This is a genomic window from Pseudomonas sp. B7(2017) (genome assembly GCF_002112745.1).
Classification (GTDB): domain Bacteria; phylum Pseudomonadota; class Gammaproteobacteria; order Pseudomonadales; family Pseudomonadaceae; genus Aquipseudomonas; species Aquipseudomonas ekonensis.
Map to the genome: position 1 here is coordinate 367,337 of NZ_NEIP01000004.1, position 25,927 is coordinate 393,263.

Consider the following 25,927-nt stretch of genomic DNA (forward strand, 5'->3'; position numbering starts at 1 on the left):
GATCACTGCGGGAGCGGGCTTGCCCGGTCAAGCCTGAGGCTTGGCCCGGTCCGAAGGCCGCCGCACGCCCGCGACGATCTTGTCCACCGCCTTGGTCGCCGCGACCATGCCGAACGTGGCCGTCACCATCATCACCGCCCCGAACCCGCCGGCGCAGTCCAGCTTCACGCCGTCGCCGACAAAGCGCTTCTGCAGGCAAATGCTGCCGTCCGGCTTCGGATAGCGCAGCTGCTCGGTGGAATACACGCACGGTACGCTGTAATGGCGGTTCGGCGTGCGGGAAAAGCCGTAGTCGCGGCGCAACGTGGAGCGCACCTTCGAGGCCAGCGGGTCGTTGTAGGTGCGGTTGAGATCCACGACCTGGATCTGGGTCGGGTCGATCTGCCCGCCCGCGCCGCCGGTGGTGATGATCTGGATCTTGCGGCGCTTGCACCAGGCGATCAGCGCGGCCTTGGCGTTGACGCTGTCGATGCAGTCGATCACGCAGTCGATGTCCGGCGTGATGTAGTCGGCCATGGTGTCGCGGGTGACGAAGTCGGCCACCGGGTGCACCGTGCAGGCCGGGTTGATGCCGCGCACGCGCTCGGCCATCACCTCGACCTTGGGCTTGCCGACGGTGCTGTCCAGCGCATGCAGCTGACGGTTGGCGTTGCTCACGCAGACGTCGTCCAGGTCGAACAGCGAGATCTCGCCCACCCCGCAGCGGGCGATGGCTTCCGCCGCCCAGGAACCGACGCCGCCGATGCCGACGACCGCCACATGGGCCGCCCGCAGACGCGCCAAACCTTCAATGCCGTACAAACGGGCGATGCCTGCAAACCGCGGATCTTCTGTGCTCATGACCGTTACCCCAAAAACCGGCGCGCATTATGGACGACCGCGCGACAACTTTTAAGCTTCCAGCTACAAGTGTAAGAACTTAAGTCAAAGCGGGTTGCCCAATGTCGGGCATTTCCCCGTCCGATGTGCGACTGGTGAACTGCCGGTGTAGGATTCGCGCCCTTTGGCACGACCTCGCCGAACCTTCGTTCCACAGCCTTTGGAACCCGAAACAGCTATGTCATCGCGTAAATTTGGACTCAACCTGGTGGTGGTTCTGGCAATCGCCGCCCTGTTCACCGGTTTCTGGGCGCTGATCAACCGCCCGGTCTCCGCGCCGAACTGGCCGGAGCAGATCTCCGGCTTCTCCTACTCACCGTTCCAACAGGGACAATTCCCGCAGAAAGAGCAGTATCCGTCCGACGACGAAATGCGCCGTGACCTGGAAATCATGAGCAAGCTGACGGACAACATCCGTATCTACTCGGTCGACGGCAGTCTGCAGGACATCCCGAAACTGGCCGAAGAGTTCGGCCTGCGGGTGACGCTCGGGATCTGGATCAGCCCGGACAAGGAGCGCAACGAACGGGAAATCACCCGGGCCATTGAACTGGCCAACACCTCGCGCAGCGTGGTACGCGTGGTGGTCGGCAACGAAGCGCTGTTTCGCAAGGAAATCACCGCCCAAGAGTTGAGCGTGCTGCTCGACCGCGTGCGCGCGGCGGTGAAGGTGCCGGTCACCACGTCCGAGCAGTGGCACGTCTGGGAAGAGCACCCGGAACTGGCCAAGCACGTCGACCTGATCGCCGCGCACATCCTGCCCTACTGGGAATTCATCCCGATGGACAAGGCCGGGCAGTTCGTCTTCGACCGCGCCCGCGACCTGAAGAAGATGTTCCCGAAAAAACCGCTGCTGCTATCCGAAGTCGGCTGGCCGAGCAACGGCCGCATGCGCGGCGGCGCCGATGCGTCGCCGGCGGATCAGGCGATCTACCTGCGTACCCTGGTCAACAAGCTCAACCGCCAGGGCTTCAACTACTTCGTGATCGAAGCCTTCGACCAGCCGTGGAAGGCCAGCGACGAAGGCTCGGTCGGCGCCTACTGGGGCGTGTTCAACGCCGCGCGCCAGCAGAAATTCAACTTCGAAGGCCCGGTCGTGGCGATCCCGCAGTGGCGGGTGCTGGCAGTGGGCTCCGGGGTGCTGGCGCTGCTGTCGCTGACCCTGCTGATGATCGACGGTTCGGCCCTGCGCCAGCGCGGCCGCACCTTCCTGACCTTCATCGCGTTCCTGTGCGGTTCGGTGCTGGTGTGGATCGGCTACGACTACAGCCAGCAGTACAGCACCTGGTTCAGCCTGACGGTGGGCTTCTTGCTGGCGCTCGGCGCGCTCGGGGTGTTCATCGTGCTGCTCACCGAGGCCCATGAGTTGGCCGAGGCCGTGTGGGTGCACAAGCGCCGGCGCGAATTCCTGCCGGTGGTGGGCGATTCGGACTACCGGCCCAAGGTGTCGATCCACGTGCCTTGCTACAACGAGCCGCCGGAGATGGTCAAACAGACCCTCGACGCCCTGGCCAACCTCGACTATCCGGACTTCGAAGTCCTGATCATCGACAACAACACCAAGGATCCGGCGGTCTGGGAACCGGTGCGCGACTACTGCGAGACCCTCGGCCCCCGCTTCCGGTTCTTCCACGTCTCGCCGCTGGCCGGCTTCAAGGGCGGCGCGCTGAACTACCTGATCCCGCACACCGCCAAGGACGCCGAAGTGATCGCGGTGATCGATTCCGACTACTGCGTGCACCCCAATTGGCTCAAGCACATGGTGCCGCACTTCGCCGACCCGAAGATCGCCGTGGTGCAGTCGCCGCAGGACTACCGCGACCAGAACGAAAGCACCTTCAAGAAGCTGTGCTACGCCGAGTACAAGGGCTTCTTCCACATCGGCATGGTCACCCGCAACGACCGCGACGCGATCATCCAGCACGGCACCATGACCATGACCCGCCGTTCGGTCCTGGAAGAGCTGGGCTGGGCCGACTGGTGCATCTGCGAAGACGCCGAGCTGGGCCTGCGGGTGTTCGAGAAAGGCCTGTCGGCGGCGTACTACCACGACAGCTACGGCAAGGGCCTGATGCCGGACACCTTCATCGACTTCAAGAAGCAGCGTTTCCGCTGGGCCTACGGCGCGATCCAGATCATCAAGCGCCACACCCGCAGCCTGCTGCGCGGCAAGGACACCGAACTGACCCGCGGCCAGCGCTACCACTTCCTCGCGGGCTGGCTGCCGTGGGTGGCGGACGGCATGAACATCTTCTTCACCGTCGGCGCGCTGCTGTGGTCGGCGGCGATGATCATCGTGCCGCAACGGGTCGACCCGCCGCTGCTGATCTTCGCGATCCCGCCGCTGGCGCTGTTCGCCTTCAAGGTCGGCAAGATCATCTTCCTGTACCGCCGCGCGGTGGGGGTGAACCTCAAGGACGCGTTCTGCGCGGCGCTGGCGGGGCTTGCGCTGTCGCACACCATCGCCAAGGCGGTGCTGTACGGGTTCTTCACCAGCAGCATCCCGTTCTTCCGCACCCCGAAGAACGCCGACAGCCACGGCTTCTGGGTGGCCATTTCCGAGGCCCGGGAAGAGCTGTTCATCATGTTGCTGCTGTGGGGCGCGGCGCTGGGGATTTTCCTGGTGCAGGGCCTGCCGAGCAGCGACATGCGCTTCTGGGTGGCCATGCTGCTGGTGCAGTCGCTGCCGTACGTGGCGGCGCTGATCATGGCGTTCCTGTCGTCGCTGCCAAGGCCCGCTCCGGCGCCTGAACCGGCACCGGCGGTCTAATTGTTCGACGATGCACTAAACGGCGGCCTATGGCCGCCGTTTTGCTTTAAGATGACCGCCATTTTGCAGGGCTTGGCGTGCAGCAAGGTCTGACCGACAGACTTCAGTCCCCTGTGGGAGCGGGCTTGCCCGCGAAGGCGTTGTAACATTCAACCGTTATGTTGGCTGACGCACCGCACTCGCGGGCAAGCCCGCTCCCACATCAACAGTCCGCGCCCACATTCATGATCCCGGAGTTTCCCATGACGGCCCACGCCGACCTTTCGCCGACCCTCCAGCTGGCCATCGACCTGATCCGCCGTCCGTCCGTGACGCCGGTCGACGCCGATTGCCAGAAACAGATGATGCAGCGCCTGGGCGCCGCCGGTTTCACCCTGGAGCCGATGCGCATCGAGGACGTGGACAACTTCTGGGCCACCCACGGCAAGGACGACGGCCCGGTGCTGTGCTTCGCCGGCCACACCGACGTGGTGCCGACCGGCCCCGTGACCGCCTGGCAGATCGATCCGTTCAACGCGGTGATCGACGAACACGGCATGCTCTGCGGCCGCGGCGCGGCGGACATGAAAGGCAGCCTGGCGTCGATGACCGTGGCCGCCGAGCGCTTCGTCGCCGACTACCCGGACCACAAGGGCAAGGTCGCGTTCCTGATCACCAGTGACGAAGAAGGCCCGGCGCACCACGGCACCAAGGCCGTGGTCGAGCGTCTGGCGGCGCGCAAGGAGCGCCTCGACTGGTGCATCGTCGGCGAACCGTCGAGCACCGCCCTGGTCGGCGATGTGGTGAAGAACGGCCGTCGCGGCTCCCTCGGCGCCAAGCTCACCGTGCGCGGCGTGCAGGGCCACGTGGCCTACCCGCACCTGGCGAAGAACCCGATCCACCTCGCCGCCCCGGCCCTGGCCGAACTGGCCGCCGAGCACTGGGACCACGGCAACGATTTCTTCCCGCCGACCAGTTTCCAGATCTCCAACGTCAACTCCGGCACCGGCGCGACCAACGTGATCCCCGGCGACCTGGTGGCGCTGTTCAACTTCCGCTTCTCCACCGAGTCCACCGTCGAAGGCCTGCAGAAGCGCGTCGCCGACATCCTCGACAAGCACAACCTGGACTGGCACATCGACTGGGCGCTGTCCGGCCTGCCGTTCCTCACCGAGCCGGGCGCGCTGCTCGACGCGGTGTCGTCGAGCATCAAGCAGATCACCGGCCGCGAAACCCAGGCGTCCACCAGCGGCGGCACCTCCGACGGCCGCTTCATCGCGACCATGGGCACCCAGGTGGTCGAGCTGGGCCCGGTCAACGCGACCATCCACCAGGTCAACGAACGCGTGCTGGCGGCCGATCTCGACGTCCTGACCGAAATCTACTACCAGACCCTGATCAAGTTGCTCGCCTGATGCTCGCCTGTCCGATCTGCAACGAACCGCTCAACGCCGTGGACAACGGCGTGGCCTGCCCCGCCGGGCACCGCTTCGACCGCGCACGCCAGGGTTACCTGAACTTGCTGCCGGTGCAGCACAAGAACAGCCGCGACCCCGGCGACAACCAGGCGATGGTCGAGGCCCGCCGCGACTTCCTCAACGCCGGGCACTATGCGCCGGTGGCCAGGCGCCTGGCGGAGCTGGCGGCCGGCTATGCGCCGCAGCGCTGGGTCGACATCGGCTGCGGCGAGGGCTACTACACCGCGCAGATCGCCGAGGCCCTGCCGGGTGCCGACGGTTATGCGCTGGACATCTCCAAGGAAGCGGTCAAGCGCGCCTGCAAGCGCAACCCCGCCGTGACCTGGTTGATCGCCAGCATGGCCCGCGTGCCGCTGGCGCCGGGCAGTTGCCAGTTCCTGGCCAGCGTGTTCAGCCCGCTGGACTGGGACGAGGCCAAGCGCCTGCTCAGCGTCGGCGGCGGCCTGATGAAGGTCGGGCCGACCCGCGGCCACCTGATGGAACTGCGCGAACGCCTGTACGACGAAGTGCGCGAATACACCGACGACAAGCACCTGGCCCTGGTGCCGCAAGGCATGGCGCTGGCCCACAGCGAAACGCTGGAGTTCAAGCTGACGCTGGACAAGCCCGAAGACCGCGCCAACCTGCTGGCCATGACGCCCCACGGCTGGCGCGCCAGCGCCGAGCGCCGCGCCGCGGTGATCGGCCAGGCCGAGCCCTTCGTGACCACCGTGTCGATGCGCTACGATTATTTCGTTCTTCAATAACCCTTTGGACTCGGGCACCGCCCGGGGCCGGCTAAATCCGCGAATGGATTTTTCAGACCCGCAGTGAGGACATCCATGCGCCAACCGGACATCGAGATTTACCTGAAAGACGCCGACGTCGACCACAAGCAGATCGCCGAATGGCTCGGCGCCGCCCTGGGCCCGTGCAGCGAATGGAAGCAGAAGGGCCAGACCTTCAAATGCCTGGCCGGCAGCATCCCCGTGACCTGGCTGCCCAAGGCCGTGGGCAAATGGAACAGCCTGTACCTGGAAAGCGACCAGACCCCATGGGACGACGACATCGCCTGCGCCCGCGCCGCCTTCGCCGCGCTGAACGTCGAAGTGCGCTGCGCACCGGGCAGCTGGGTCGAGGAAGAAGGCGAGGAAACGGCGGACCGCTGGATCCGCATCAGCGCCGACGGCGAGGAAGAGATCACCTGGCGCACGAGCTGACCTGCGTTTCAGCCCCAAAAATGTGGGAGCGAGCCTGCTCGCGATTGCGCAATGTCAGTCGACATCAATGCCGGCTGAAACACCGCAATCGCGAGCAGGCTCGCTCCCACATGCGTTTTGGGGTTTCGGAGCGTGGCGTTACAGGCCTACCACATCCTCAGCCTGCAGGCCCTTCTGCCCCTGCACCACCGCATACTCCACCTGCTGGCCTTCGGTCAGCGAACGGTGCCCTTCGCCGCGGATCGCGCGGTAGTGCACGAACACGTCCACCCCGTCTTCGCGCTGGATGAAGCCGTAACCCTTGGCGTCGTTGAACCACTTCACGTTGCCGGTTTCACGTGTTGCCATCTGTTCATACTCCTTTTTTATTATTGAACGGGCTTTTCGCAGGAAAGCCTTTGAGGAACGTCAGCCTGCGCCCGACGTCCATACAAGGGCCCCGGCGACAGACCGCCGAGTATATGTCAGGTGCCGATAGTCTCAACAAGAGTTTACTTGGCCGCTTTTTTGCCGATTTTCAGCGAATCCGGCACACTGTCGCCCTTCCCGAGCAAACGCTCGGTTTTATTCAATGACGAAGAATCCGTATGACCCGTTCCCCGTTCCGCCGTCTTGTGTTCGGCACCTTGCGCCGGCTGTTGTACCTCTGGGTCCGCTCGGAGACGATCAACCAGTCGTCGTTCACCCTCGACCTCGACCGCAGCCGTCCGGTGTTCTACGTCCTGCAGACCCCTTCGCTGACCGACCTGGCCGTGCTCGACACCGAGTGCACCAAGGCCGGCCTGCCGCGCCCGGTGCTGCCGGTGTCCGTCGGGTCGCTGATCGAGCCGGCGGCGTTCTTCTACCTGACGCCGGATCCGGACTGGCTCGGCCGCCACGACAAGCGCGGCGCGCCGCCGACCCTGACCCGGCTGGTCAGCGCCCTGAGCCAGAACGCCGCCGAAGACGCGCAGGTCATTCCGGTGAGCGTGTTCTGGGGCCAGTCGCCGGACAGCGAGTCGAGCCCGTGGAAACTGCTGTTCGCCGACAGCTGGGCGGTCACCGGCCGTCTGCGCCGCCTGCTGAGCATCATGATCCTGGGACGCAAGACCCGCGTGCAGTTCTCAGCGCCGATCCACCTGCGCGAACTGATCGACCACAACAAGGGCCACGAACGCACCGTGCGCATGGCCCAGCGGATCCTGCGGGTGCATTTTCGCAACCTCAAGGCGGCGGTGATCGGCCCGGACATCTCCCACCGGCGCAACCTGGTCAAGGGCCTGATCAACCAGCCGCTGGTGCGCCAGGCGATCCTCGACGAGGCCGAGCGGGAAAACATCTCGGCGGAAAAGGCCAAGGCCCAGGCCCTGCGCTACGGCAACGAGATCGCCTCGGACTACACCTACACCGCCATCCGTTTCCTGGAAGTGGTGCTGAGCTGGTTCTGGAACAAGATCTACGACGGGATCAAGGTCAACCACATCGAAGGCGTGCAGAAGATCGCGCCGGGCCATGAAGTGATCTACGTGCCCTGCCACCGCAGCCACATCGATTACCTGCTGCTGTCCTACCTGCTGTTTCGCAACGGCCTGACCCCGCCGCACATCGCCGCCGGGATCAACCTGAACATGCCGGTGATCGGCGGCCTGCTGCGCCGCGGCGGCGCGTTCTTCATGCGCCGTACGTTCAAGGGCAACCCGCTGTACACCTCGGTGTTCAACGAATACCTGCATACGCTGTTCACCAAGGGCTTCCCGGTGGAGTACTTCGTCGAGGGCGGCCGTTCGCGCACCGGGCGCATGCTGCAACCGAAGACCGGCATGCTGGCGATCACGATGCGCAGCTTCCTGCGTTCCTCGCGCACGCCGATCGTGTTCGTGCCGGTGTACATTGGCTACGAGCGCGTGCTGGAAGGCCGGACCTACCTCGGCGAACTGCGCGGGGCGAGCAAGAAGAAAGAATCGATCTTCGACATCTTCAAGGTCATCGGCGCGCTCAAGCAGCGCTTCGGCCAGGTGGCGGTGAACTTCGGCGAGCCGATCAAGCTGGCGGAGTTCCTCGACCACGAACAGCCGGGCTGGCGCCAGCAAGACCTCGGCCCGCAGTTCAAGCCGGCATGGCTCAACGAAACCACCAACCGCCTGGGCGAGAAGGTCGCGCAGCACCTGAACGAAGCGGCGGCGGTCAACCCGGTGAACCTGGTGGCGCTGGCGCTGCTGTCCACCGGCCGCCTGGCCCTGGACGACCGCGCCATGGCGCGGGTGCTGGACCTGTACCTGGCGCTGCTGCGCAAGGTGCCGTACTCGCCGCACACCACCTTGCCGCAAGGCGACGGCCAGGCGCTGATCAAGCATGTGAAGGACATGGACCTGTTGTCCGAGCAGAACGACGCGCTGGGCAAGATCCTCTACCTGGACGAGCAGAACGCCGTCCTGATGACCTACTACCGCAACAACGTGCTGCACATCTTCGCCCTGCCGGCGCTGCTGGCGAGCTTCTTCCAGAGCAGCTCGCGCATGAGCCGCGAGCAGATCCTGCGCTACACCCGGGCGCTGTATCCGTACTTGCAGGCAGAGCTGTTCATCCGCTGGACGCTGGACGAGCTCGATGCGGTGATCGACCAGTGGCTGGAAGCGTTCGTCGAACAAGGCCTGCTGCGCTTCGAGAAGGACGTGTACCTGCGCCCGGCCCCGAGCTCACGGCATTTCGTGCTGCTGACCCTGCTGTCGCGCAGCATCGCCCAGACCCTGCAGCGCTTCTACATGACCGTCTCACTGCTGCTCAACAGCGGCCAGAACAGCCTCAGCGCCGAAGAGCTGGAAGACCTGTGCACGGTCATGGCCCAGCGCCTGTCGATCCTGCACGGGCTCAATGCCCCGGAGTTCTTCGACAAGAGCCTGTTCCGCCACTTCATCCAGACGATGCTCGACCTGGATGTGCTGCGCCGCGACGAGGCCGGCAAGTTGAGCTACCACGAACTGCTCGGCGAACTGGCCGAAGGCGCGGCCAAGCGCGTGCTGCCGGCGGAGATCCGCCTGTCGATCCGTCAGGTGGCGCTGCACCGCAGCGAAGATGCCGCCGAAGCGGCCGCCCCCGTGCAGCCGACCACTGAAAGCTGAAACGTGCGGACAACTAACCGGAAGGTGCCAGCATTTTCCGGTCGGTTGATTCGTGGACTAATGGGTTCTTTTGATCGATAAGGACATCGAAATGAACCCATTGAACGAAGTTGCACCCCTCATCAGGCTGACCTTCAGTCTTCCCGAAACCTTCAAGGCACCTGCCGACGGAGAGAACGAAACCGTCGTCGAAGTCCATGCGGACAACGGCACTGCACCGATGAAAATCAAAGCTTGGAGAACCCCTTCCATCGCCGATGGCCAATGGGACTTCGCCTTTGAACACCGCCTGAGCGGCATCGGCGTCAAATACCGGATCAGTGTCCAGTTGTTCCACGACCGGCAGCCCTTGCTGGTGAAACAGGATCACCTGGTCATCGTCAATCGCGCCCCGCATCGCCAGACCGTGCACCTGAGCCCGGTCGGCTACCTGTATGTCAACGTCCAGGAGCCCGAGACTGTCGCGCCGGAAGAAGCCGTGACCATCAGCCTGCACGAACCCGACAGCCCGGACGTCGAACTGCTCCGTATCACCCAGGATGAACAGAGCGCACGCTCGTTCTACCTTCGCTACGATCCGCGGCAACTGATCCCCGGCAGGCAGTATGCGTTGAGCGGCATCGAAAACCGCTATCACCAACGCATCGCGGTCTATCCCGGGCGGGCGGAACTGGTGCCGGCGGCGCGTGCGGCACGTTCAGCCGAATGGCCGTCGATCATCCGCCGGCTCGCGGCGCCATTACGTTTGTTCACTGACGCAGCCGCCAAATTCCGCTAGATTTTCCGGGGCGTCGGGATTCTTCCGGCGCCCCTGTCCCAGAGGTTTCCATGAAAAGACTGTCCCTGCTCGCCGCCGCCACGCTGCTGAGCGCCTGCCAATCCACCACGCCGGCCGGCAAGGCCAGCCTCGACGGCGAAGTGTTCTACCTGCAACGCATCGCCCTGCCGCCGAGCGCCACCCTCAGCGTGAGCCTGCAGGACGTATCCCTGGCCGACGCCCCGGCCGTGGTGCTCGACGAACAGACCGGCCCGGTCAAAGGCCAGGTGCCGCTGCCGTTCCGTTTGAGCTACGATCCGGCCCAGGTCAAACCCGGCCACCGCTATTCGGTCAGCGCGCGCATCGAGGTCAATGGTGAACTGATGTTCATCACCACCGAACACCACGCCGTGCAGCTCGACGGCAACGATCCGCAGCCGTTCAAAGTCCGCGTCGACGCCGTCCGCTAATTCACTTTCAGGAACAAGGAAGCCGCCATGCTCCGCCCTACCCTTCGCTTCGCCGGCCTGTGCGCAGGCCTGATGATCTCCGCCGGCGCGTCCGCGCTGTCCTTGAGCGACCTGTCGCAGTCCGACGCCACCGGCGGCCTCAAGGACGCCCTGACCCAGGGTGCGCAACTGGCCGTCAAACAGCTGGGCACGCCGGGCGGCTTCAGCGACAACCCGGACGTGAGGATCGAACTGCCGGGCAAGCTCGGCAAGGTCGCCAGCAAAATGAAGGCGTTCGGCATGGGCGACCAGGTCGACCAACTGGAGACCAGCATGAACAAGGCCGCCGAGACCGCGGTGGTGCAGGCCCAGCCGATCCTCGTCGACGCCGTGAAGAAAATGACCGTCGAAGACGCCAAGGGCATCCTCAGCGGCGGCAACGACTCCGCCACCCAGTACCTGAACAAGACCAGCCGCGAACAGATCCGCGCCAAGTTCCTGCCGATCGTCAAGCAGGCCACCGACAAGGTCGGCGTGGCGCAGAAGTACAACGCGTTCGCAGGCCAGGCCGCGACCTTCGGCGTGGTGGACGCCAAGAGCGCCAACATCGAAAGCTACGTGACCGAGCAGGCGCTCGATGGCTTGTTCGAAATGATCGGCAAGCAGGAAGAAACCATCCGCAAGAATCCGGCCGCCGCGGCGACCGGCCTGGCGAAGAAGGTGTTCGGCACCCTCTAGGCCGACAGGACAAGGGAGCGAGAGGCATCGCTCCCTTTCTTCGTTTCAAAGGGTGGCGCCGCACGCAGGAAGAACACCCACTCGCGCCCCATTTTCCGCTTCTCGAAGACCTGCAATCCCACCAGCCCGTTCAGGGCTGACACAGCCGCCCGATAGGAGCACCCCAGATGCTCCTGCACATTGCCCGCCGTGAATTCCTTGGCCGCCTCGCTCTTGGCCGCCCGATACAGCGCCCGCTGCCTGTCCGAAAGCCGCTCGAAGACCCCTGACGCCAACAACCCGCGCTCGAAGTCTTCGGTGTGCGCCAGGCTCTTGCGATAGGCATCGGCAAAGGCATTCACCGCCCGCAGGATCACCGAGCACTGGAACTCGATGAAGTAAGTCAAATCCAGCTCGTCCGCTTCCGTATGCAGGTACGAGCGCCCGTACTGCACCGGCGCATTGCGCAGCAGGAGACTGATCGCGACGTAGCGAAACGCCGAGAAGTCGTTCTTGAACATGAACCAATAGAACAACGCCCGGGCGACCCGCCCGTTCCCGTCGCGGAACGGGTGCTCGTAACCCAGGGCAAAATGCAGCGTGATCGCCTTGATCAAAGGGTGCAGATCATCATGCCTTTGATTGACCCACCGAGAGAGGGCCTCAAGGCGCGCCACCAACCCGGCGGCGGGCGGCGGCCGATGCACCGTGTTGCCTTCGCCGTCCTGGACCACCACGTCGTCATCGCGCCTGAAACGGCCAGGCTGATACTGCGCATCATCGATCCCCTCCACACCGACCCGATGGAGCGCAGCGATCAGCCCGACACTCAAAGGCTCATGACGCTTTTCCCAGGCGAACCCCATCATCCTGTAATTGCCCATGACCATGCGCTCGTCGGGGGTGCGCGGCTGGCGCCGGTGCCTGAGCATGTCCTTGGCGACCCGCGTCGTGGTCGCCGCGCCCTCCAGTTGGCTGCTGGCGATGGCCTCGTCCTCGGTCAGGTCGTTGAGCAGACAGCTGAAATGCGCACGCTCGCCGATCCGGCTCGCCCTGTATTCGAGGGAGGCCGAAGTGGTCTGCCGATCCACCACGCAGAGGGTCTTCTGCGCCAGCGGCGTCAGCAGGTACTTGCCCCACTGCGCCGGCTCGCCCAACGGCAGCAGGTTGATGTGCTGGGCGGCCCTGGCCTTCTTGACCAATGCCCAGCAGAGCCTGGCATCGAGCCCCGCCGCCCAGCGACGGCGCAAGGCGTCGAAAGGAAGGTAACGGTTCCGGTCGTCGAGGGGCTTGAGCAGTGCGAGATAGTCCATCAACCGATGCTTGTGGGGCGGGCGCACCAACAGCTCGAAGACCGGATCGGTCCTGCCCTTCAAGGGAGGCGGATTTTTCATGGAGGCTGACTCGAACGCTCGTCAAAACGGAGCGTCGAGTACAGCATCCAGGCCCCGACGGCTCAATATCAGACCGGTCTGATATTGGCGTAGGAGATCAGACAGGCTCCTTCCTGACCCGGAACCACGCCGCATACAGCGCCGGCAGGAACAGTAGCGTCAGCGCCGTCGCCACGATCAGCCCGCCCATGATCGCCACCGCCATCGGGCCGAAGAACACGCTGCGCGACAGCGGGATCATCGCCAGCACCGCCGCCAGGGCGGTCAGCACGATCGGCCGGAACCGGCGCACGGTGGCCTCGATGATCGCCTGCCACGGCTTGAGCCCCGCGGCGATGTCCTGTTCGATCTGGTCCACCAGGATCACCGAGTTGCGCATGATCATCCCCGACAGCGCGATGGTGCCCAGCATCGCCACGAAGCCGAACGGCTGGCGGAACACCAGCAGGAACAGGGTCACGCCGATCAGGCCCAGCGGCGCCGTCAGGAACACCATCGCCGTGCGCGAGAAGCTGCGCAGCTGCACCATCAGCAAGGTCAGCACCACAACGATGAACATCGGCACGCCGGCGTTGACCGACTTCTGCCCGCGCTCGGAGTCCTCCACGGTGCCGCCGACGTCCAGCAGGTAGCCGTCCGGCAGTTCGGCGCGGATCGGGTCGAGGGTCGGCATGATCTGCTGCACCAGGGTGGCCGGTTGCTCCTTGCCGTAGATGTCGGCGCGCACGGTCACGTTCGGCAGGCGGTTGCGGTGCCAGATGATGCCTTCCTCGAACCCGTACTCCAGCGTGGCGATCTGCGACAGCGCCACGCTGCGACCGTTGTCGGTGGGCACCGCCAGGCTCGGCAGCAGCGACAGCTCGGTGCGTTCGTGCACGGTGCCGCGCAGCAGGATCTCGATCAGTTCGTTGTCCTCGCGGTACTGGCTGACGCTGGAGCCGGTCAGCGAGCTCTGCAGGAACTTCGCCAGGTTGGCGGTGCTCACGCCCAGGGCCCGGGCGCGATCCTGATCGATGTTCAGGTACACGACCTTGCTCGGCTCTTCCCAGTCCAGGTGGACGTTGACCACGTGCGGGTTCTCGCGCACCTTGGCCGCGACCTTGCGGGCCAGCGCACGGACTTCCTCGATGTGCTCGCCGGTGACGCGGAACTGCACCGGGTAGCCGACCGGCGGTCCGTTCTCCAGCCGCGTGACCCGCGAACGCAGGGCCGGAAACTGTTCGTTGAGCGTGTCGATCAGCCAGGTGCGCAGGGCTTCGCGCTCCTCGATGGTCTTGGCCAGCACCACGAACTGGGCAAAGCTGGCGGCCGGCAATTGCTGGTCCAGCGGCAGATAGAAGCGCGGCGAGCCGGTGCCGACGTAGGCCACGTAGTTGTCGATGCCGGCGCGATCCTTGAGCAGCGCCTCCAGGCGTTTGACCTCGGCGGCGGTGTTGGCCAGGGAGGCGCCTTCGGCCAGCTTCAAGTCGACCATCAGCTCCAGCCGCCCGGAAGCCGGGAAGAACTGCTGGGGCACGAAGCGAAACAGCATCACCGAGGCGACGAACAGGCCGATGGTCAGCACGATCACGGTCTTGCGCCGGCGCACGCACCATTCCACCAGTCGACGCACCCGCTGGTAGAACGGCGTGCCGTAAGGGTCCGGCTGATCCGGGCCGTGCTTGGCCGCGTGGATCTTCGCCAGGTCCGGCAGCAGCTTTTCCCCCAGGTACGGCACGAACACCACCGCCGCCACCCACGAGGCCAGCAGCGCGATGGTCACCACCTGAAAGATCGAACGGGTGTACTCGCCGGTGCCGGACTGCGCCGTGGCGATCGGCAGGAACCCGGCCGCCGTGATCAGCGTGCCGGTGAGCATCGGGAACGCGGTGCTGGTCCAGGCGAAACTGGCGGCCTTGATCCGGTCGAAGCCCTGCTCCATTTTGATCGCCATCATCTCCACGGCGATGATCGCGTCGTCCACCAGCAGCCCGAGGGCCAGCACCAGCGCACCGAGGGAGATCTTGTGCAGGCCGATCCCCAGGTAGTACATGCAGGCGAACGTCATCGCCAGCACCAGCGGGATGGTCAGCGCCACCACCATGCCGGTGCGCACGCCGAGGGAGAAGAAGCTCACCAGCAGCACGATGGCCAGCGCCTCGACCAGCACCTGGACGAACTCGCCGACGCCGGTCTTCACCGCCGCCGGCTGGTCGGAGACCTTGCGCAGCTGCATGCCGGCCGGGAGGTTCTTCTGGATGCGGGCGAACTCCAGCTCCAGCGCCTTGCCCAGCACCAGGATGTCGCCGCCGTCCTTCATCGCCACGGCCAGGCCGATGGCGTCCTCGCCCATGAAGCGCATGCGCGGCGCGGGCGGGTCGTTGAAGCCGCGGCGCACGTCGGCGACATCGGCGATGCGGAAGGTGCGGTCGCCGACGCGGATCGGGAAGTTGCGGATTTCGTCGACCGTCTGGAAATTCCCCGAGACCCGCAGTTGCAGGCGTTCGCTGCCGGTCTCGAAGAACCCGGCGGTGGACACCGCGTTCTGCTCCTCCAGCGCCTGCTGCACAGCCGCCAGCGGCAGGCCGAGGGTGGCCAGCTTGACGTTGGACAGCTCCACCCAGATTTTCTCGTCCTGCAGGCCGAGCAGGTCCACCTTGCCCACGTCCTTGACCCGTTGCAGCTGGATCTGCACGCGGTCGGCGTAGTCCTTGAGCACCGCGTAGTCGAAGCCGTCGCCGGTCAGGGCGTAGATGTTGCCGAACGTGGTGCCGAACTCATCGTTGAAGAACGGGCCCTGAATGCCCGGCGGCAAGGTCTGGCGGATGTCGCTGACCTTCTTGCGCACCTGATACCAGAGATCCGGGATCTCGGCCGAATGCATGGAGTCCCGGGCAATGAACGTCACCTGGGATTCGCCGGGGCGGGAGAACGACACGATGCGTTCGTATTCGCCGGTCTCCATCAGTTTCTTTTCGATGCGCTCGGTGACCTGCCGCGAGACTTCCTGGGCAGTGGCGCCCGGCCAGCGGGTCTGGATCACCATGGCCTTGAAGGTGAACGGCGGGTCTTCGCTCTGGCCGAGCTTGGTGTAGGACAACGCGCCGACAATCGCCAGCAAAAGCATCAGGAACAGTACGATCTGGCGATTGCGCAGCGCCCAGGCGGAAAGATTGAAACCCATCGGGGATTACTCCTTGCCCGCCAGATTGACCACCCGGTTGGAACGGTCCACGGGGCGCACCGGCTGCCCCTCCAGAAGCACATGCACACCGGCGGCGACCACCCAGTCGCTGGCGTTCAGGCCTTCGAGCACCGGCACGCTCTTCTCGCCGAAGGCGCCGATGCGCACCGGGGTCTTCTTCAGGGTGTTGTTGGCGCTGACGACCCAGACGTAGGTCATGCCGTTCTCGGCGGTCAGCGCAGATAACGGCACCGACAGCGGCACGGATTCTGCGGTCTGCACGTACACCCGGGCGCTCTGGCCGAGTTCGGCGGGCACCTTGCCGGAGGCGAAGGCGATGCGCGCGGCAAAGGTGCGGGATTTCGGGTCGGCGGCCGGCGACAGCTCGCGGATGCGCCCGGCGAAACGCTGATCCGGCTGCGTCCAGAGTTCCACCGAAACCGGCTGGCCGACCTTGAAGCGGCCGAAGCTCTGCTCCGGCAGGCTGATCGACACTTCGCGCTCGCCGTCGGTGGCGAGGGTGAACACGGTCTGCCCGGCGGCGACCACCTGGCCGACCTCCAGCGAACGCCGGGACACCACGCCGTCCTGCGGCGCGCGCAGCACCGCGTAGCTGGCCTGGTTGGTCGAGACGTTGAATTCGGCCTTGATCTGCTTGAGGCGGGCTTCGCCGGAGCGGTAGAGGTTTTCCGCGTTGTCGTACTGGGAACGGCTGACCATCTGCCGATCCATCAGGGTCTTGTAGCGGTCGCGCTCGGCCCGCACCAGGTTCAGGTTGGCTTCGGCGGCGGCGACCTGGGCGCGGGTGGCCTCCAATTGCAGGCGTACGTCCTGCGGATCGAGCTCGGCCAGGGGTTGGTCAGCCTTCACGCGCTGGCCCTCTTCGACCAGTCGTCGGCTGACCTTGCCGCCGATGCGGAACGCCAGATCCGGCTCGTAGCGGGCCCTCACCTCACCGGGATAACTCTCCATCGCCTGCGCCGAAGGCTCTGGCTGAACCACCATGGCCGGCCGGACGGCGACGGGCGTCGCCTCCTCGTGACCGCATGCCGACAATAAAAAAGCCAGACTGACTGGCATTGCAATGGACAGCGCATAGCGGAACATGGTGACGGACCTTTCGCTAAGGGGGCCTGGAATAATTATACTGGCGGGTATGTTATTAATAGCAAACTCACCAGTCCAGTATTAAAAGCGAAGAATGCCAAACAATCCCCCAGCCCCAAACGGCCCGGGTCGCCCCAAGGATCCGGCCAAGCGCCAGGCGATCCTCGAAGCGGCGAAAACCCTGTTCCTGAGCCACGGCTACGCCAACACCAGCATGGACGCGGTGGCCGCCGAGGCGGGCGTTTCAAAACTGACCGTATACAGTCACTTCAACGACAAGGAGACGCTGTTTTCCGCCGCCGTGGCGGCCAAATGCGAAGCGCAGCTGCCGTCGATGGTCTTCGAACTGCCGGACGGCGTCGCGGTGGAAAATGTGTTGCTGAACATTGCCCGCGGCTTCCACCAACTGATCAACAGCGAAGAATCGGTGAACCTGCACCGGCTCATCATGGCGCTGGGCAGTCAGGATCCGAAGCTGTCGCTGATCTTCTTCGAGGCCGGCCCCCAGCGCATGGTGCAGGGCATGGAGCGGCTGCTGGCCCGCGTCAACGAGACCGGCGAACTGAGCATCGACCTGCCGCGCAACGCCGCCGAGCATTTCTTCTGCCTGATCAAGGGCGCGGGCAATTTCCGCCTGCTGTACGGCTGCGGCGAGCCGCTGACCGACGAGGCGGCCGAGAGCCATGTGCAGGAAGTGGTGGGGTTGTTCATGCGGGCCTACCGGCCCTGACGGCTGCGCCGCGCCGACGGGCTCCCACAGCGCATGCCTGATGCCCGGAGCATCACTGTGGGAGCCGGCCGGCGATGGCGGCGCCTGGGGCTCAGGCCTTGAGTGCTTTCTTCGGATAGATGTCGTAGCGGCTGGACTTGCCGTCCAGCGCATGGCTCGGCTTCGGCCCTTCGATGCACGGCGCCTTGCGCGGGCGCTTGACCACCACCCGGTGGCTGGCCAGGGCCAGGGCCGCCTCCAGCAGCGCCGGCGCGTCCGGGTCATCGCCCACCAACGGCCGGAACAGGCGCATCTCCTTCTTCACCAGCGCGGTCTTCTCGCGGTGGGGAAACATCGGATCGAGGTAGATCACCTGCGGCGGCTCGCCCTCCCAGTTGCGCATCACCTCGATGGAGTTGCCCTTGAGCAGCGTCATCCGCGCCACGATCGGCGCCACGTCGAAATCCTCAGCCGCCCGGGCCAGGCCGTCTTCGAGCAACGCACCGATCAGCGGCTGACGCTCGATCAGGCTCATCTCGCAGCCCAGGCTCGCCAGCACGAACGCATCCTTGCCCAGCCCCGCCGTGGCGTCCAGCACCCGCGGACGCACGCCCTGGGCGATGCCGACGGCCTTGGCGATCATTTGGCCGTTGCCTCCGCCGTACAGCCGCCGGTGGGCCGCACCGCCCTCGACGAAGTCCACCCGCACCGGCCCCGGCGCATCCGGCCCCAGCTGCTGCAGCTGCAGGCCCTGCCCGCCGACCTGCAAGGCGAACTCGCCGTCCTGCGCCTGCAACGGCAGGCTCAGGCGCTCGGCCCACTGCCGGGCCTGCGGCTCGAAGGCAGGCTCAAGGGCCTCGACATGGATGCGGCAGGCCGCTGGATGCTCAATCATGAAAAACACGCTCAAAAAGTTAAGGATCGGCAAAATCCGCCGATAACCCAATCAACGCGCATTCTGCCAGAGCCGAGCGTCGACCGAAAAAAATGTCAGGCATTCTTCCCACATCGATTGGCTACATCTCGCCCCATGGCGATTTCAGCCGTCAGAACACTCAGGCACTGAGCGGGGTCAGTCACCTGTGGCAGGATTTCTTTGCCCAGGCGCTGGCCGAACAGTCGAGTGATGTGGTGCCGGCCTGCGGCACGTTCCCGCCGGTCGACCTGGACAGCCCGGACGAGCCGACCGTGGGCAGCGACCTGCACGCGCACATCATCAGCCAGCGCGAATGCGACGTGGTCGACACCGAGATCCGCCCGCCGGAGCCGCTGTTCCTGCCGATCGCCGAATTCGAGACGGAACTGCTCGACAAGCCGTTCCCGCCGTTCCCGCCGGAAGAGATCAACGCCCAGCAGAAGCAGCAGGACTTCGAGAGCGGCTGGGTTCGCCCGATCGTGCTCACCCATGGCCAACCGGTTCCCGAGCCGGGCGCCGCGCCGCAGAAACGTCCGCTGTACCTGCCGATCGCCGAGTTCGACCTCGACCTCATGGAAAAACCGTTCCCGCCGTTCTCTCCCGAAGAGATCGTCGAGCAACAGCGTGCGCTGGACTTCGACAACGGTTGGGTGCGCCCGATCGTTCAGCAGAACCTGCGCATCGCCGCCTGAGCCTCAGCGCCACGCCCCGCCCTCACCCCTTGAACAGCTGATTGACCTGGGCATACGCCATCGAACGCGAGGCGAACGCGAAGGTGCCCGACCGCTTGATCTCCTCGGCCGCCCGGAAGAACTCCCCGAGCGCCGCCAACGCCAGCGCCGACCCGGTGCTCACCCGGCGCACGCCCATCTCCTCCAGTTCCTGCAACGTCAGCTTCAGTGCGCCGGACATCAGCACATTCACCGGTTTCGGCGCCACGGCGCGCACCACCGCCAGCACCTCTTCGGCATTGCGCAGGCCCGGCGCGTAGAGCACGTCGGCCCCCGCTTCGGCGAACGCCTGCAAGCGGCGAAGGGTGTCATCGAGATCGGGCCGGCCGTGCAGGTAGTTTTCCGCACGGGCGGTCAGGGTGAAAGGAAACGGCAGTGAGCGCACCGCCGCCACCGCCGCCTCGATCCGCGCCACGGCATGTTCGAAGCAGTAGATCGGCGCGTCCTCTCGGCCGGTGGCGTCCTCAATGGAGCCGCCCACCGCGCCCGCCCTTGCCGCGTGGATCAGGCTCTGCGCCGATTCGGCCGGCCCGTCGGCGAAACCGTTCTCCAGATCCACCGACACCGGCAGCTCCGTCGCCGCCGCGATTGCCCGGACATTGGCCAGGGTTTCCTCAAGGCTCAGGCCGCCGTCGGGCTTGCCCTGGGAAAACGCATACCCGGCGCTGGTGGTCGCCAGCGCCGGGTAGCCCAGGCCGGCGAGCATCTTCGCGGAGCCGGCGTCCCACGGATTGGGCATGACAAAGAGCCCGCTGCGTTCATGCAGGGCTCTGAAGGCTTCGGCTTTACGGATTTGCGCGTCCATCGGCAGGCTCCCGGGCAGAGAAGGAAATCCGCCTCAGAGCAGTCCCAACTGCTCCGCGGCGGGCTCTCTGTATAGCTCAGGCAGGGCCGGCAGGCCAGGCAGGCGCTGCATCAGTTGGGCGTGAAAGCGTTGCGCCAGCTTCGCCGCCAGCAGGTTGTCCGCCGTGTGCAGGAAGATGTACGGCGTGCGCCCCTCTTCGATCCACTCGGCGATTTTCGCCACCCACGGCACCAGGAACGGGTCGTTGGCCTCCAACTGCGGATGGCCGATGAAACGCACCTGCGGATGCTGGGTGAACGCCGCCGGGCGCGTGGGCACGCGGGGCTTTTTCGATTGGGCGTGGATCACCGACGATTCGGTGGACAGGCAACTGAACAGCGCACGCGGGTCGAGGCAGATGCGCTCGACGCCTCGGTCGAGCAACAAGCGATTGAGCAGCCGTTCGCTCTCGCCCTTGGCGAAGAACTGGTCATGGCGCACTTCCACCGCCAGGGGCCGGTCCAACGCGTCGATGAACGCCGCCAGTTCCGGCAAACGCTGCGGGGTAAAGCTTTTCGACAGTTGCAGCCACATCGGCGAGACCCGGTCGCCGAGGGGGCCGAGCAATTGGATGAAGGTTTCGGCGGCGGTGAGCTGGTCGCGCAGGTCGCCGCCGTGGCTGATGTCGCCGGGGAACTTGGCGGTGAACCGAAAGTGCTCCGGCATCACCTCGGCCCAGCGCTGCACCGTGGCCGGCGACGGGCTGGCGTAGAAAGTCGTGTTGCCTTCCACCGCGTTGAACACCTGGGCATAGAGGCCGAGGAAGTCAGCCGTTTTCGCGTCCGCCGGGTACAGGTAATCGCGCCAGGCGCTTTCGCTCCAGGACGGACAACCCAAGTAATAGGGCAGCGCCATCAGATGTACAGGTCGAGGCCCAGCACGTCCGCTTCCCAGTCGACAAACCCGGCGGTGCTCAGGTAGCTGGCCAAGGCCATGGCCACGCTCTTCTTCATCGCACGGTGGTAGATCATGTCTTGCTGACGGGCGGGCAGATTGCTCAGGCGTTGCGCGGAGGCCTTGGCGGCGCGGGCGGCCAGTTGCTCCTCGGAAGGGATTTCCAGCTCGCCGTCGATATCGTCGACGGACTCATCCAGCGCCGCGTTGCCTTTGCGGGGCTTGCGCTTGATGGGGTAGGAATGAGAGGAAACGCCGTCTATACGCATAAAGTCATGCTCGGTATCGATGATGGCAATTTAGCGGCACCTGACCGACTTAGCAAACCGCCGAGTGATAACTAGAACACATAAAAGACAAAAGGTTTAAAGCGCGGGGTTAGAAACTGACGATTGGCAGCACAGGAACGGGCTCGCCCCTCCTATCGGTGCGTGCCTGCCGACACCATCGCCAGCAGGCTGGCTTCTGCAGTCGTTACCTGAGCCGCTGACTTGGGCGTGAGTCAGCGGGCCTTGGGGGTGGCGACCTTGTCGCGCAGGTAGACCGGCTGAGCGTCGTCCGGCGCAATGGCTTCGCCGCGCGCCCAGGCGAACCGGGCCAGGGTCAACAGGTCTTCGGCATGGGGCAGCATGCCGGCGTCAGAGCCGCTCGGGCTGACGGCGATGCGCTCGCCGTAGCCCCAACCGGTGCCCGCGCCGAACCATTCACCCGCGGCATCGGCCGGCAGCGCTGCGGCTTCCGGCGGCAGAACCGCTTCGGCGCCGACCAGGCGCATCTCCCCTGCCGTCTCGCGGTAGCAGCCCCAGTACACCTCGTCCATGCGCGCATCGATGGCTGCCGCGACCTGGCTTGCGCCGTGCTCGCGGTAGGCCCGCTGCGCCAGCACCGCCAAGTTGGAGACCGGCAGCACCGGACGCTCCAGGGCGAACGCCAGCCCCTGCACCACGCCGATGGCGATCCGCACGCCGGTGAAGGCGCCGGGCCCGCGGCCGAAGGCAATGGCGTCCACCGCTTGCAGGGTGGTGCCAGCGTCGGCCAGCAGCCGCTGGATCATCGGCAGCAGTTTCTGCGCATGCAGGCGCGGGATCACCTCGTAATGGCTCGTGACCTTGCCGTCATGCAGCAAGGCGACGGAGCAGGCTTCAGTCGCGGTGTCCAGGGCCAGCAGGGTGCTCATCGGTGTGTCCGTCAATCAGGAGGGGAAAAAGGGCGCCAGTATAAACAACTACGGCCCGCAAGCGGGCCGTGGATGATGCAGCTGAGCCGTTTTTTCAGCTCAGGGCCGCCAGCACCTTGGCGGTGATGGCCTCGACCGAACCGACGCCAGGGATGTGGCTGTACTTCGGCTTGCCCTGGGCGGCAGACAGCTTCTGGTAGAAGTCCACCAGCGGCTTGGTCTGCGAATGGTAGACCGACAGGCGATGGCGCACGGTCTCTTCGGTGTCGTCCTTGCGCTGCACCAGCTCTTCGCCGGTGACGTCGTCCTTGCCTTCGACCTTCGGCGGGTTGTAGACGATGTGGTACACGCGGCCGCTGGCCTCGTGGACGCGGCGGCCGGCGATGCGCTGCACGATCTCTTCGTCTTCGACCGCGATCTCGACCACGGCGTCCAGCTCGACGCCGGCGGTGACCAGGGCTTCGGCCTGAGGAATGGTGCGCGGGAAACCGTCGAACAGGAAGCCGTTGGCGCAGTCAGACTGAGCGATGCGATCCTTGACCAGCGCGATGATCAGGTCATCCGACACCAGGCCGCCGGCATCCATGATGCCCTTGGCCTTGAGGCCCAGCTCGGTGCCGGCCTTGACCGCCGCACGCAGCATGTCGCCGGTGGAGATTTGCGGAATGCCGAATTTCTCGGTGATGAACTTAGCCTGAGTACCTTTACCGGCCCCGGGAGCTCCCAGCAGAATGACGCGCATCGATGTGCTCCTCAATTTTTTATATAAAAAACAACGGATTCGCCTCGTGGGGCCAATCTTGAAAATAGGGTCGCGGCCGCCCAAACGGCCAAAGGCTGATCAAGATACACAGCAGGCTGCGCCCACACAAGACACCAAAAGTCGGAGAAACCGGCCCCTGCCGCGACGTTGCGCCGCAGTGTCCCAAGTCGCAACCCCATCATTAACTGTCGCCTGACCGCACCTTTTCCGTGTGCGCCAGACGGCCCCCGCGAACCGCTGCGGGAGCCCCCGCCCCACGCAGAAAACCTTAGCCGGTATTTCGAAGACCGGCGGCGATCCCCGCCACAGACACCAGCAGCGCCTGTTCCACGGGGCTGCCCTGCACCACTTCCTGGCGCCGGGAACGGGCCAGCAGTTCGGCCTGCAATAGATGCAGCGGATCGAGGTAAGTGTTGCGCAGGCGGATGAATTCCAGGGTGTCGGGGCTGTGCGCCAGCAACTGCGACTGACCGGTCAGCCCGAGCACGACCGCGCACGCCTGCGACAATAGGTCGCGCAAGTGCGCACCCAGCGGCAGCAGCGACGGCTCGACCAGCCGCTGGTCATAGGACAGCGCGATGTCGGCGTCCGCCTTGGCCAGCACCATCTCCAGCATGTCGATGCGGGTGCGGAAGAACGGCCATTGCTCGCGCATCTGCGCCAGCAGATCCCCTTCGCCCCGGGCCAGGGCGTTGTTCAGCGCGGTCTCCCAGCCGAGCCAGGCCGGCAGCATCAGCCGCGTCTGGGTCCAACCGAAGATCCACGGGATCGCCCGCAGGCTCTCGATGCCGCCGGCCCGGCGCTTGGCCGGGCGGCTGCCCAGCGGCAAGCGCCCCAGCTCCTGCTCCGGTGTGGATTGGCGGAAGTACTCGACGAACTGCGGATTTTCCCGCACCACAGCGCGGTAGGCCTTGACGCCGTCGGCGGCCAGTTCGTCCATCAGGTGCCGCCATTCGGGGGTCGGGGGCGGCGGCGGCAACAGGGTCGCTTCGAGCACCGCCGCCAGATAGAGGTTGAGGTTCTGTTCGGCGATGTCGGGCAGGCCGAATTTGAAACGGATCATTTCGCCCTGCTCGGTGGTGCGGAACCGCCCCGCCACCGATCCCGGCGGCTGCGACAGGATCGCCGCGTGGGCCGGGCCGCCGCCGCGGCCGACGGTGCCGCCACGGCCGTGGAACAGCAACAGTTCGACCTGCTGTTCGCGGCAGATCTCCACCAGCCGCTCCTGGGCGCGGTATTGGGCCCACGCGGCAGCGGTGGTGCCGGCGTCCTTGGCCGAGTCGGAGTAGCCGATCATCACTTCCTGCGGCCCCTGCAACCGTGCGCGGTAACCCGGCAGTTGCAGCAGCCGCTCGATCACAGGACCTGCGTTGTCGAGGTCGGCCAGGGTCTCGAACAGCGGCACCACGCGCATCGGCCGCAGCACGCCGGCTTCCTTGAGCAGCAGTTGCACCGCAAGCACGTCGGACGCGGCGCCGGCCATGGAAATGACGTAGGAACCCAGCGAGGCGCCCGGCGCAGCGGCGATCTCCTTGCAGGTGGCGAGGACTTCGGCGGTGTCCGCCGAGGGCTTGAAGTGGGCCGGCAGCAATGGCCGGCGGTTGTTCAGTTCGCGGGTCAGGAACTCGATGCGCTGCTCCTCGCCCCATTCCTCGTAGCGGCCCAGGCCCAGGTAATCGGTGATTTCGGTCATGGCCGCGCTGTGCCGCGACGAGTCCTGGCGCACGTCCAGGCGCACCAGGAACAGGCCGAACGTCACCGCCCGGCGCAGGCAGTCGAGCAGCGGCCCGTCGGCGATCACGCCCATGCCGCATTCGTGCAGCGAGCGGTAGCACAGCTCCAGCGGATCAAGCAGTTCGCGGTTGCCGTGCAGCACGTCCGCCGGCGCCGGGGTGGCGGCGGTCAGCGCCGCATGGGCCCAGTTGCGCGTGGCGCGCAGGCGTTCGCGCAGTTGCTTGAGCACGGCGCGGTACGGCTCGGCGCTGTCGCCGGCGCGGGCCTTGAGTTCATCGCTGGCCTGCTGCATCGACAGCTCGGCGGCCAAGCGGTCGACGTCGCGCAGGTACAGGTCGGCCGCCATCCAGCGCGCCAGCAACAGCACCTCACGGGTGACGGCGGCGGTGACATTGGGGTTGCCGTCGCGGTCGCCGCCCATCCATGAAGCGAAGCGGATCGGCGCGGCCTCCAACGGCAGGCGCAGGCCGGTGGCGGCGTGCAGCGCCTGGTCGGCCTTGCGCATGTGGTTGGGGATCGCCTGCCACAGCGAATGCTCGATCACCGCGAAGCCCCATTTGGCTTCGTCTACGGGCGTGGGTCGGGTGCGGCGGATCTCTTCGGTGTGCCAGGCTTCGGCGATCAGGCGTTGCAGGGTGTTGTGGATTTGCCCGCGCTCGGCGTCGGTCAGGTCGCGATGATCCTGGGCCGCCAACTGCGCGGCGATCGCGTCGTACTTCTGGATCAGCGTGCGCCGCGCCACTTCGGTCGGGTGGGCCGTGAGCACCAGTTCGATCTCCAACCGCGCCAGCTGGCGGGCCAGGGCCTCGGCGCTGTGGCCTTCGCTGCGCAGGCGGGCCAACAGCTCCGGCAGCACCCGGGATTCGAACGGCGCGGCCTGCGACGCCTCGCGGCGATGGATCAACTGGTACTGCTCGGCGATGTTGGCCAGGTTGAGGAACTGGTTGAACGCCCGCGCCACCGGCAGCAGTTCGGCTTCGCTCAGCTGATCGAGGCTGGCGCTGAGCTCGGCGTCCATCGAACCGCGCCGGTCGGCCTTGGCGCCCTTGCGGATCTGCTCGATCTTGTCGAGGAAACCCTCGCCGTACTGGTCACGGATGGTGTTGCCCAACAGCTCTCCGAGCAGGTGAACATCTTCGCGCAAGCGTGCATCGATATCGGTCATCGGC

General features: G+C 65.6%; 22 protein-coding genes. 10 read left to right on the forward strand and 12 right to left on the reverse strand.

The genetic code is table 11. The features are described 5' to 3' along the window. Positions 1 to 27: 27 nt before the first annotated feature. Positions 28 to 840 carry a tRNA cyclic N6-threonylcarbamoyladenosine(37) synthase TcdA gene (gene tcdA, locus CAG29_RS10875; protein ID WP_085581356.1) on the reverse strand — a complete coding sequence of 271 codons (813 nt, stop codon included), beginning with the start codon at positions 838 to 840 and terminating at the stop codon, positions 28 to 30. A 217-nt stretch (positions 841 to 1,057) separates the two neighbouring features. Here tcdA and CAG29_RS10880 point away from each other — a divergent pair, with 217 nt between their 5' ends. The 4 genes from CAG29_RS10880 to CAG29_RS10895 all read left to right on the forward strand — a co-directional run bounded on the left by CAG29_RS10880 (position 1,058) and on the right by CAG29_RS10895 (position 6,305). After that, entirely contained in the window at positions 1,058 to 3,649 is a 2,592-nt protein-coding gene (locus CAG29_RS10880; protein WP_085581354.1) for a glycosyltransferase, read from the forward strand. Between the two features lie 242 nt (positions 3,650 to 3,891). Next, on the forward strand, positions 3,892 to 5,043 hold the full coding sequence (gene dapE / locus CAG29_RS10885) for a succinyl-diaminopimelate desuccinylase (protein ID WP_085581352.1): 1,152 nt from the start codon (positions 3,892 to 3,894) through the stop codon (positions 5,041 to 5,043). Then, positions 5,043 to 5,852 carry a putative RNA methyltransferase gene (locus tag CAG29_RS10890; protein ID WP_085581350.1) on the forward strand — a complete coding sequence of 270 codons (810 nt, stop codon included), beginning with the start codon at positions 5,043 to 5,045 and terminating at the stop codon, positions 5,850 to 5,852. Before dapE ends, CAG29_RS10890 begins: the two co-directional genes overlap by 1 nt. Positions 5,853 to 5,927: 75 nt before the next feature. Further along, positions 5,928 to 6,305, forward strand: coding sequence for a hypothetical protein (locus CAG29_RS10895; protein ID WP_085581348.1), 378 nt, complete (start codon positions 5,928 to 5,930; stop codon positions 6,303 to 6,305). Positions 6,306 to 6,443: 138 nt separating this feature from the next. On the opposite strand, the gene CAG29_RS10900 is transcribed toward CAG29_RS10895, so the two are convergent. Continuing rightward, complete coding sequence (locus tag CAG29_RS10900; protein ID WP_008019570.1) at positions 6,444 to 6,653, reverse strand: cold shock domain-containing protein; 210 nt, start codon at positions 6,651 to 6,653, stop codon at positions 6,444 to 6,446. A gap of 239 nt (positions 6,654 to 6,892) precedes the next feature. Between CAG29_RS10900 and plsB the strand changes: the two genes are divergently transcribed. From plsB to CAG29_RS10920, 4 genes are all read left to right on the forward strand, one after another. After that, positions 6,893 to 9,403, forward strand: a complete 2,511-nt coding sequence (gene plsB / locus CAG29_RS10905; RefSeq protein WP_085581346.1) for a glycerol-3-phosphate 1-O-acyltransferase PlsB — start codon at positions 6,893 to 6,895, stop codon at positions 9,401 to 9,403. 91 nt (positions 9,404 to 9,494) lie between these two features. Further along, positions 9,495 to 10,181, forward strand: coding sequence for a hypothetical protein (locus CAG29_RS10910; RefSeq protein WP_085656079.1), 687 nt, complete (start codon positions 9,495 to 9,497; stop codon positions 10,179 to 10,181). Positions 10,182 to 10,231: 50 nt separating this feature from the next. After that, positions 10,232 to 10,630 carry a YbaY family lipoprotein gene (locus CAG29_RS10915; RefSeq protein WP_085581342.1) on the forward strand — a complete coding sequence of 133 codons (399 nt, stop codon included), beginning with the start codon at positions 10,232 to 10,234 and terminating at the stop codon, positions 10,628 to 10,630. Positions 10,631 to 10,657: 27 nt separating this feature from the next. After that, entirely contained in the window at positions 10,658 to 11,347 is a 690-nt protein-coding gene (locus tag CAG29_RS10920; RefSeq protein ID WP_085632050.1) for a DUF4197 domain-containing protein, read from the forward strand. Here CAG29_RS10920 and CAG29_RS10925 read toward each other — a convergent pair. The 3 genes from CAG29_RS10925 to CAG29_RS10935 all read right to left on the reverse strand — a co-directional run bounded on the left by CAG29_RS10925 (position 11,344) and on the right by CAG29_RS10935 (position 16,990). Then, positions 11,344 to 12,720 carry a Fic family protein gene (locus CAG29_RS10925; RefSeq protein ID WP_085694413.1) on the reverse strand — a complete coding sequence of 459 codons (1,377 nt, stop codon included), beginning with the start codon at positions 12,718 to 12,720 and terminating at the stop codon, positions 11,344 to 11,346. The genes CAG29_RS10920 and CAG29_RS10925 overlap by 4 nt on opposite strands. A 97-nt stretch (positions 12,721 to 12,817) precedes the next feature. Then, positions 12,818 to 15,883: an efflux RND transporter permease subunit gene (locus tag CAG29_RS10930; protein ID WP_085694415.1), complete on the reverse strand. Its 3,066-nt coding sequence runs from the start codon at positions 15,881 to 15,883 to the stop codon at positions 12,818 to 12,820. A gap of 6 nt (positions 15,884 to 15,889) precedes the next feature. Beyond that, the gene (locus tag CAG29_RS10935; RefSeq protein WP_085694417.1) at positions 15,890 to 16,990 is read right to left on the reverse strand and encodes an efflux RND transporter periplasmic adaptor subunit; all 1,101 of its coding nucleotides are present in this window, start codon (positions 16,988 to 16,990) and stop codon (positions 15,890 to 15,892) included. A 94-nt stretch (positions 16,991 to 17,084) separates the two neighbouring features. On the opposite strand from CAG29_RS10935, the gene CAG29_RS10940 reads away from it, so the two are divergent. Next, on the forward strand, positions 17,085 to 17,720 hold the full coding sequence (locus CAG29_RS10940; RefSeq protein ID WP_085581334.1) for a TetR/AcrR family transcriptional regulator: 636 nt from the start codon (positions 17,085 to 17,087) through the stop codon (positions 17,718 to 17,720). 91 nt (positions 17,721 to 17,811) lie between these two features. On the opposite strand, the gene CAG29_RS10945 is transcribed toward CAG29_RS10940, so the two are convergent. Further along, positions 17,812 to 18,594 carry a class I SAM-dependent methyltransferase gene (locus CAG29_RS10945; protein ID WP_085581755.1) on the reverse strand — a complete coding sequence of 261 codons (783 nt, stop codon included), beginning with the start codon at positions 18,592 to 18,594 and terminating at the stop codon, positions 17,812 to 17,814. Between the two features lie 92 nt (positions 18,595 to 18,686). Here CAG29_RS10945 and CAG29_RS10950 point away from each other — a divergent pair, with 92 nt between their 5' ends. Further along, positions 18,687 to 19,307 (forward strand): energy transducer TonB, encoded by a 621-nt coding sequence (locus tag CAG29_RS10950; RefSeq protein ID WP_085581332.1) that lies wholly within the window; start codon positions 18,687 to 18,689, stop codon positions 19,305 to 19,307. Positions 19,308 to 19,329: 22 nt separating this feature from the next. On the opposite strand, the gene CAG29_RS10955 is transcribed toward CAG29_RS10950, so the two are convergent. The 6 genes from CAG29_RS10955 to ppc form a co-directional block, all read right to left on the reverse strand. Next, positions 19,330 to 20,151 carry an oxaloacetate decarboxylase gene (locus CAG29_RS10955; RefSeq protein ID WP_085694419.1) on the reverse strand — a complete coding sequence of 274 codons (822 nt, stop codon included), beginning with the start codon at positions 20,149 to 20,151 and terminating at the stop codon, positions 19,330 to 19,332. 33 nt (positions 20,152 to 20,184) lie between these two features. Further along, on the reverse strand, positions 20,185 to 21,045 hold the full coding sequence (locus CAG29_RS10960) for a DUF72 domain-containing protein (RefSeq protein ID WP_085581328.1): 861 nt from the start codon (positions 21,043 to 21,045) through the stop codon (positions 20,185 to 20,187). Continuing rightward, on the reverse strand, positions 21,045 to 21,353 hold the full coding sequence (locus CAG29_RS10965; protein WP_085581326.1) for a hypothetical protein: 309 nt from the start codon (positions 21,351 to 21,353) through the stop codon (positions 21,045 to 21,047). Before CAG29_RS10965 ends, CAG29_RS10960 begins: the two co-directional genes overlap by 1 nt. Before the next feature lie 233 nt (positions 21,354 to 21,586). After that, positions 21,587 to 22,261: a tRNA (adenosine(37)-N6)-threonylcarbamoyltransferase complex dimerization subunit type 1 TsaB gene (gene tsaB / locus CAG29_RS10970; RefSeq protein ID WP_085694421.1), complete on the reverse strand. Its 675-nt coding sequence runs from the start codon at positions 22,259 to 22,261 to the stop codon at positions 21,587 to 21,589. A gap of 94 nt (positions 22,262 to 22,355) precedes the next feature. Further along, on the reverse strand, positions 22,356 to 23,003 hold the full coding sequence (adk, locus tag CAG29_RS10975) for an adenylate kinase (RefSeq protein ID WP_085581321.1): 648 nt from the start codon (positions 23,001 to 23,003) through the stop codon (positions 22,356 to 22,358). Between the two features lie 289 nt (positions 23,004 to 23,292). Continuing rightward, positions 23,293 to 25,923: a phosphoenolpyruvate carboxylase gene (gene ppc / locus CAG29_RS10980; RefSeq protein WP_085581319.1), complete on the reverse strand. Its 2,631-nt coding sequence runs from the start codon at positions 25,921 to 25,923 to the stop codon at positions 23,293 to 23,295. Positions 25,924 to 25,927 lie beyond the last annotated feature (4 nt).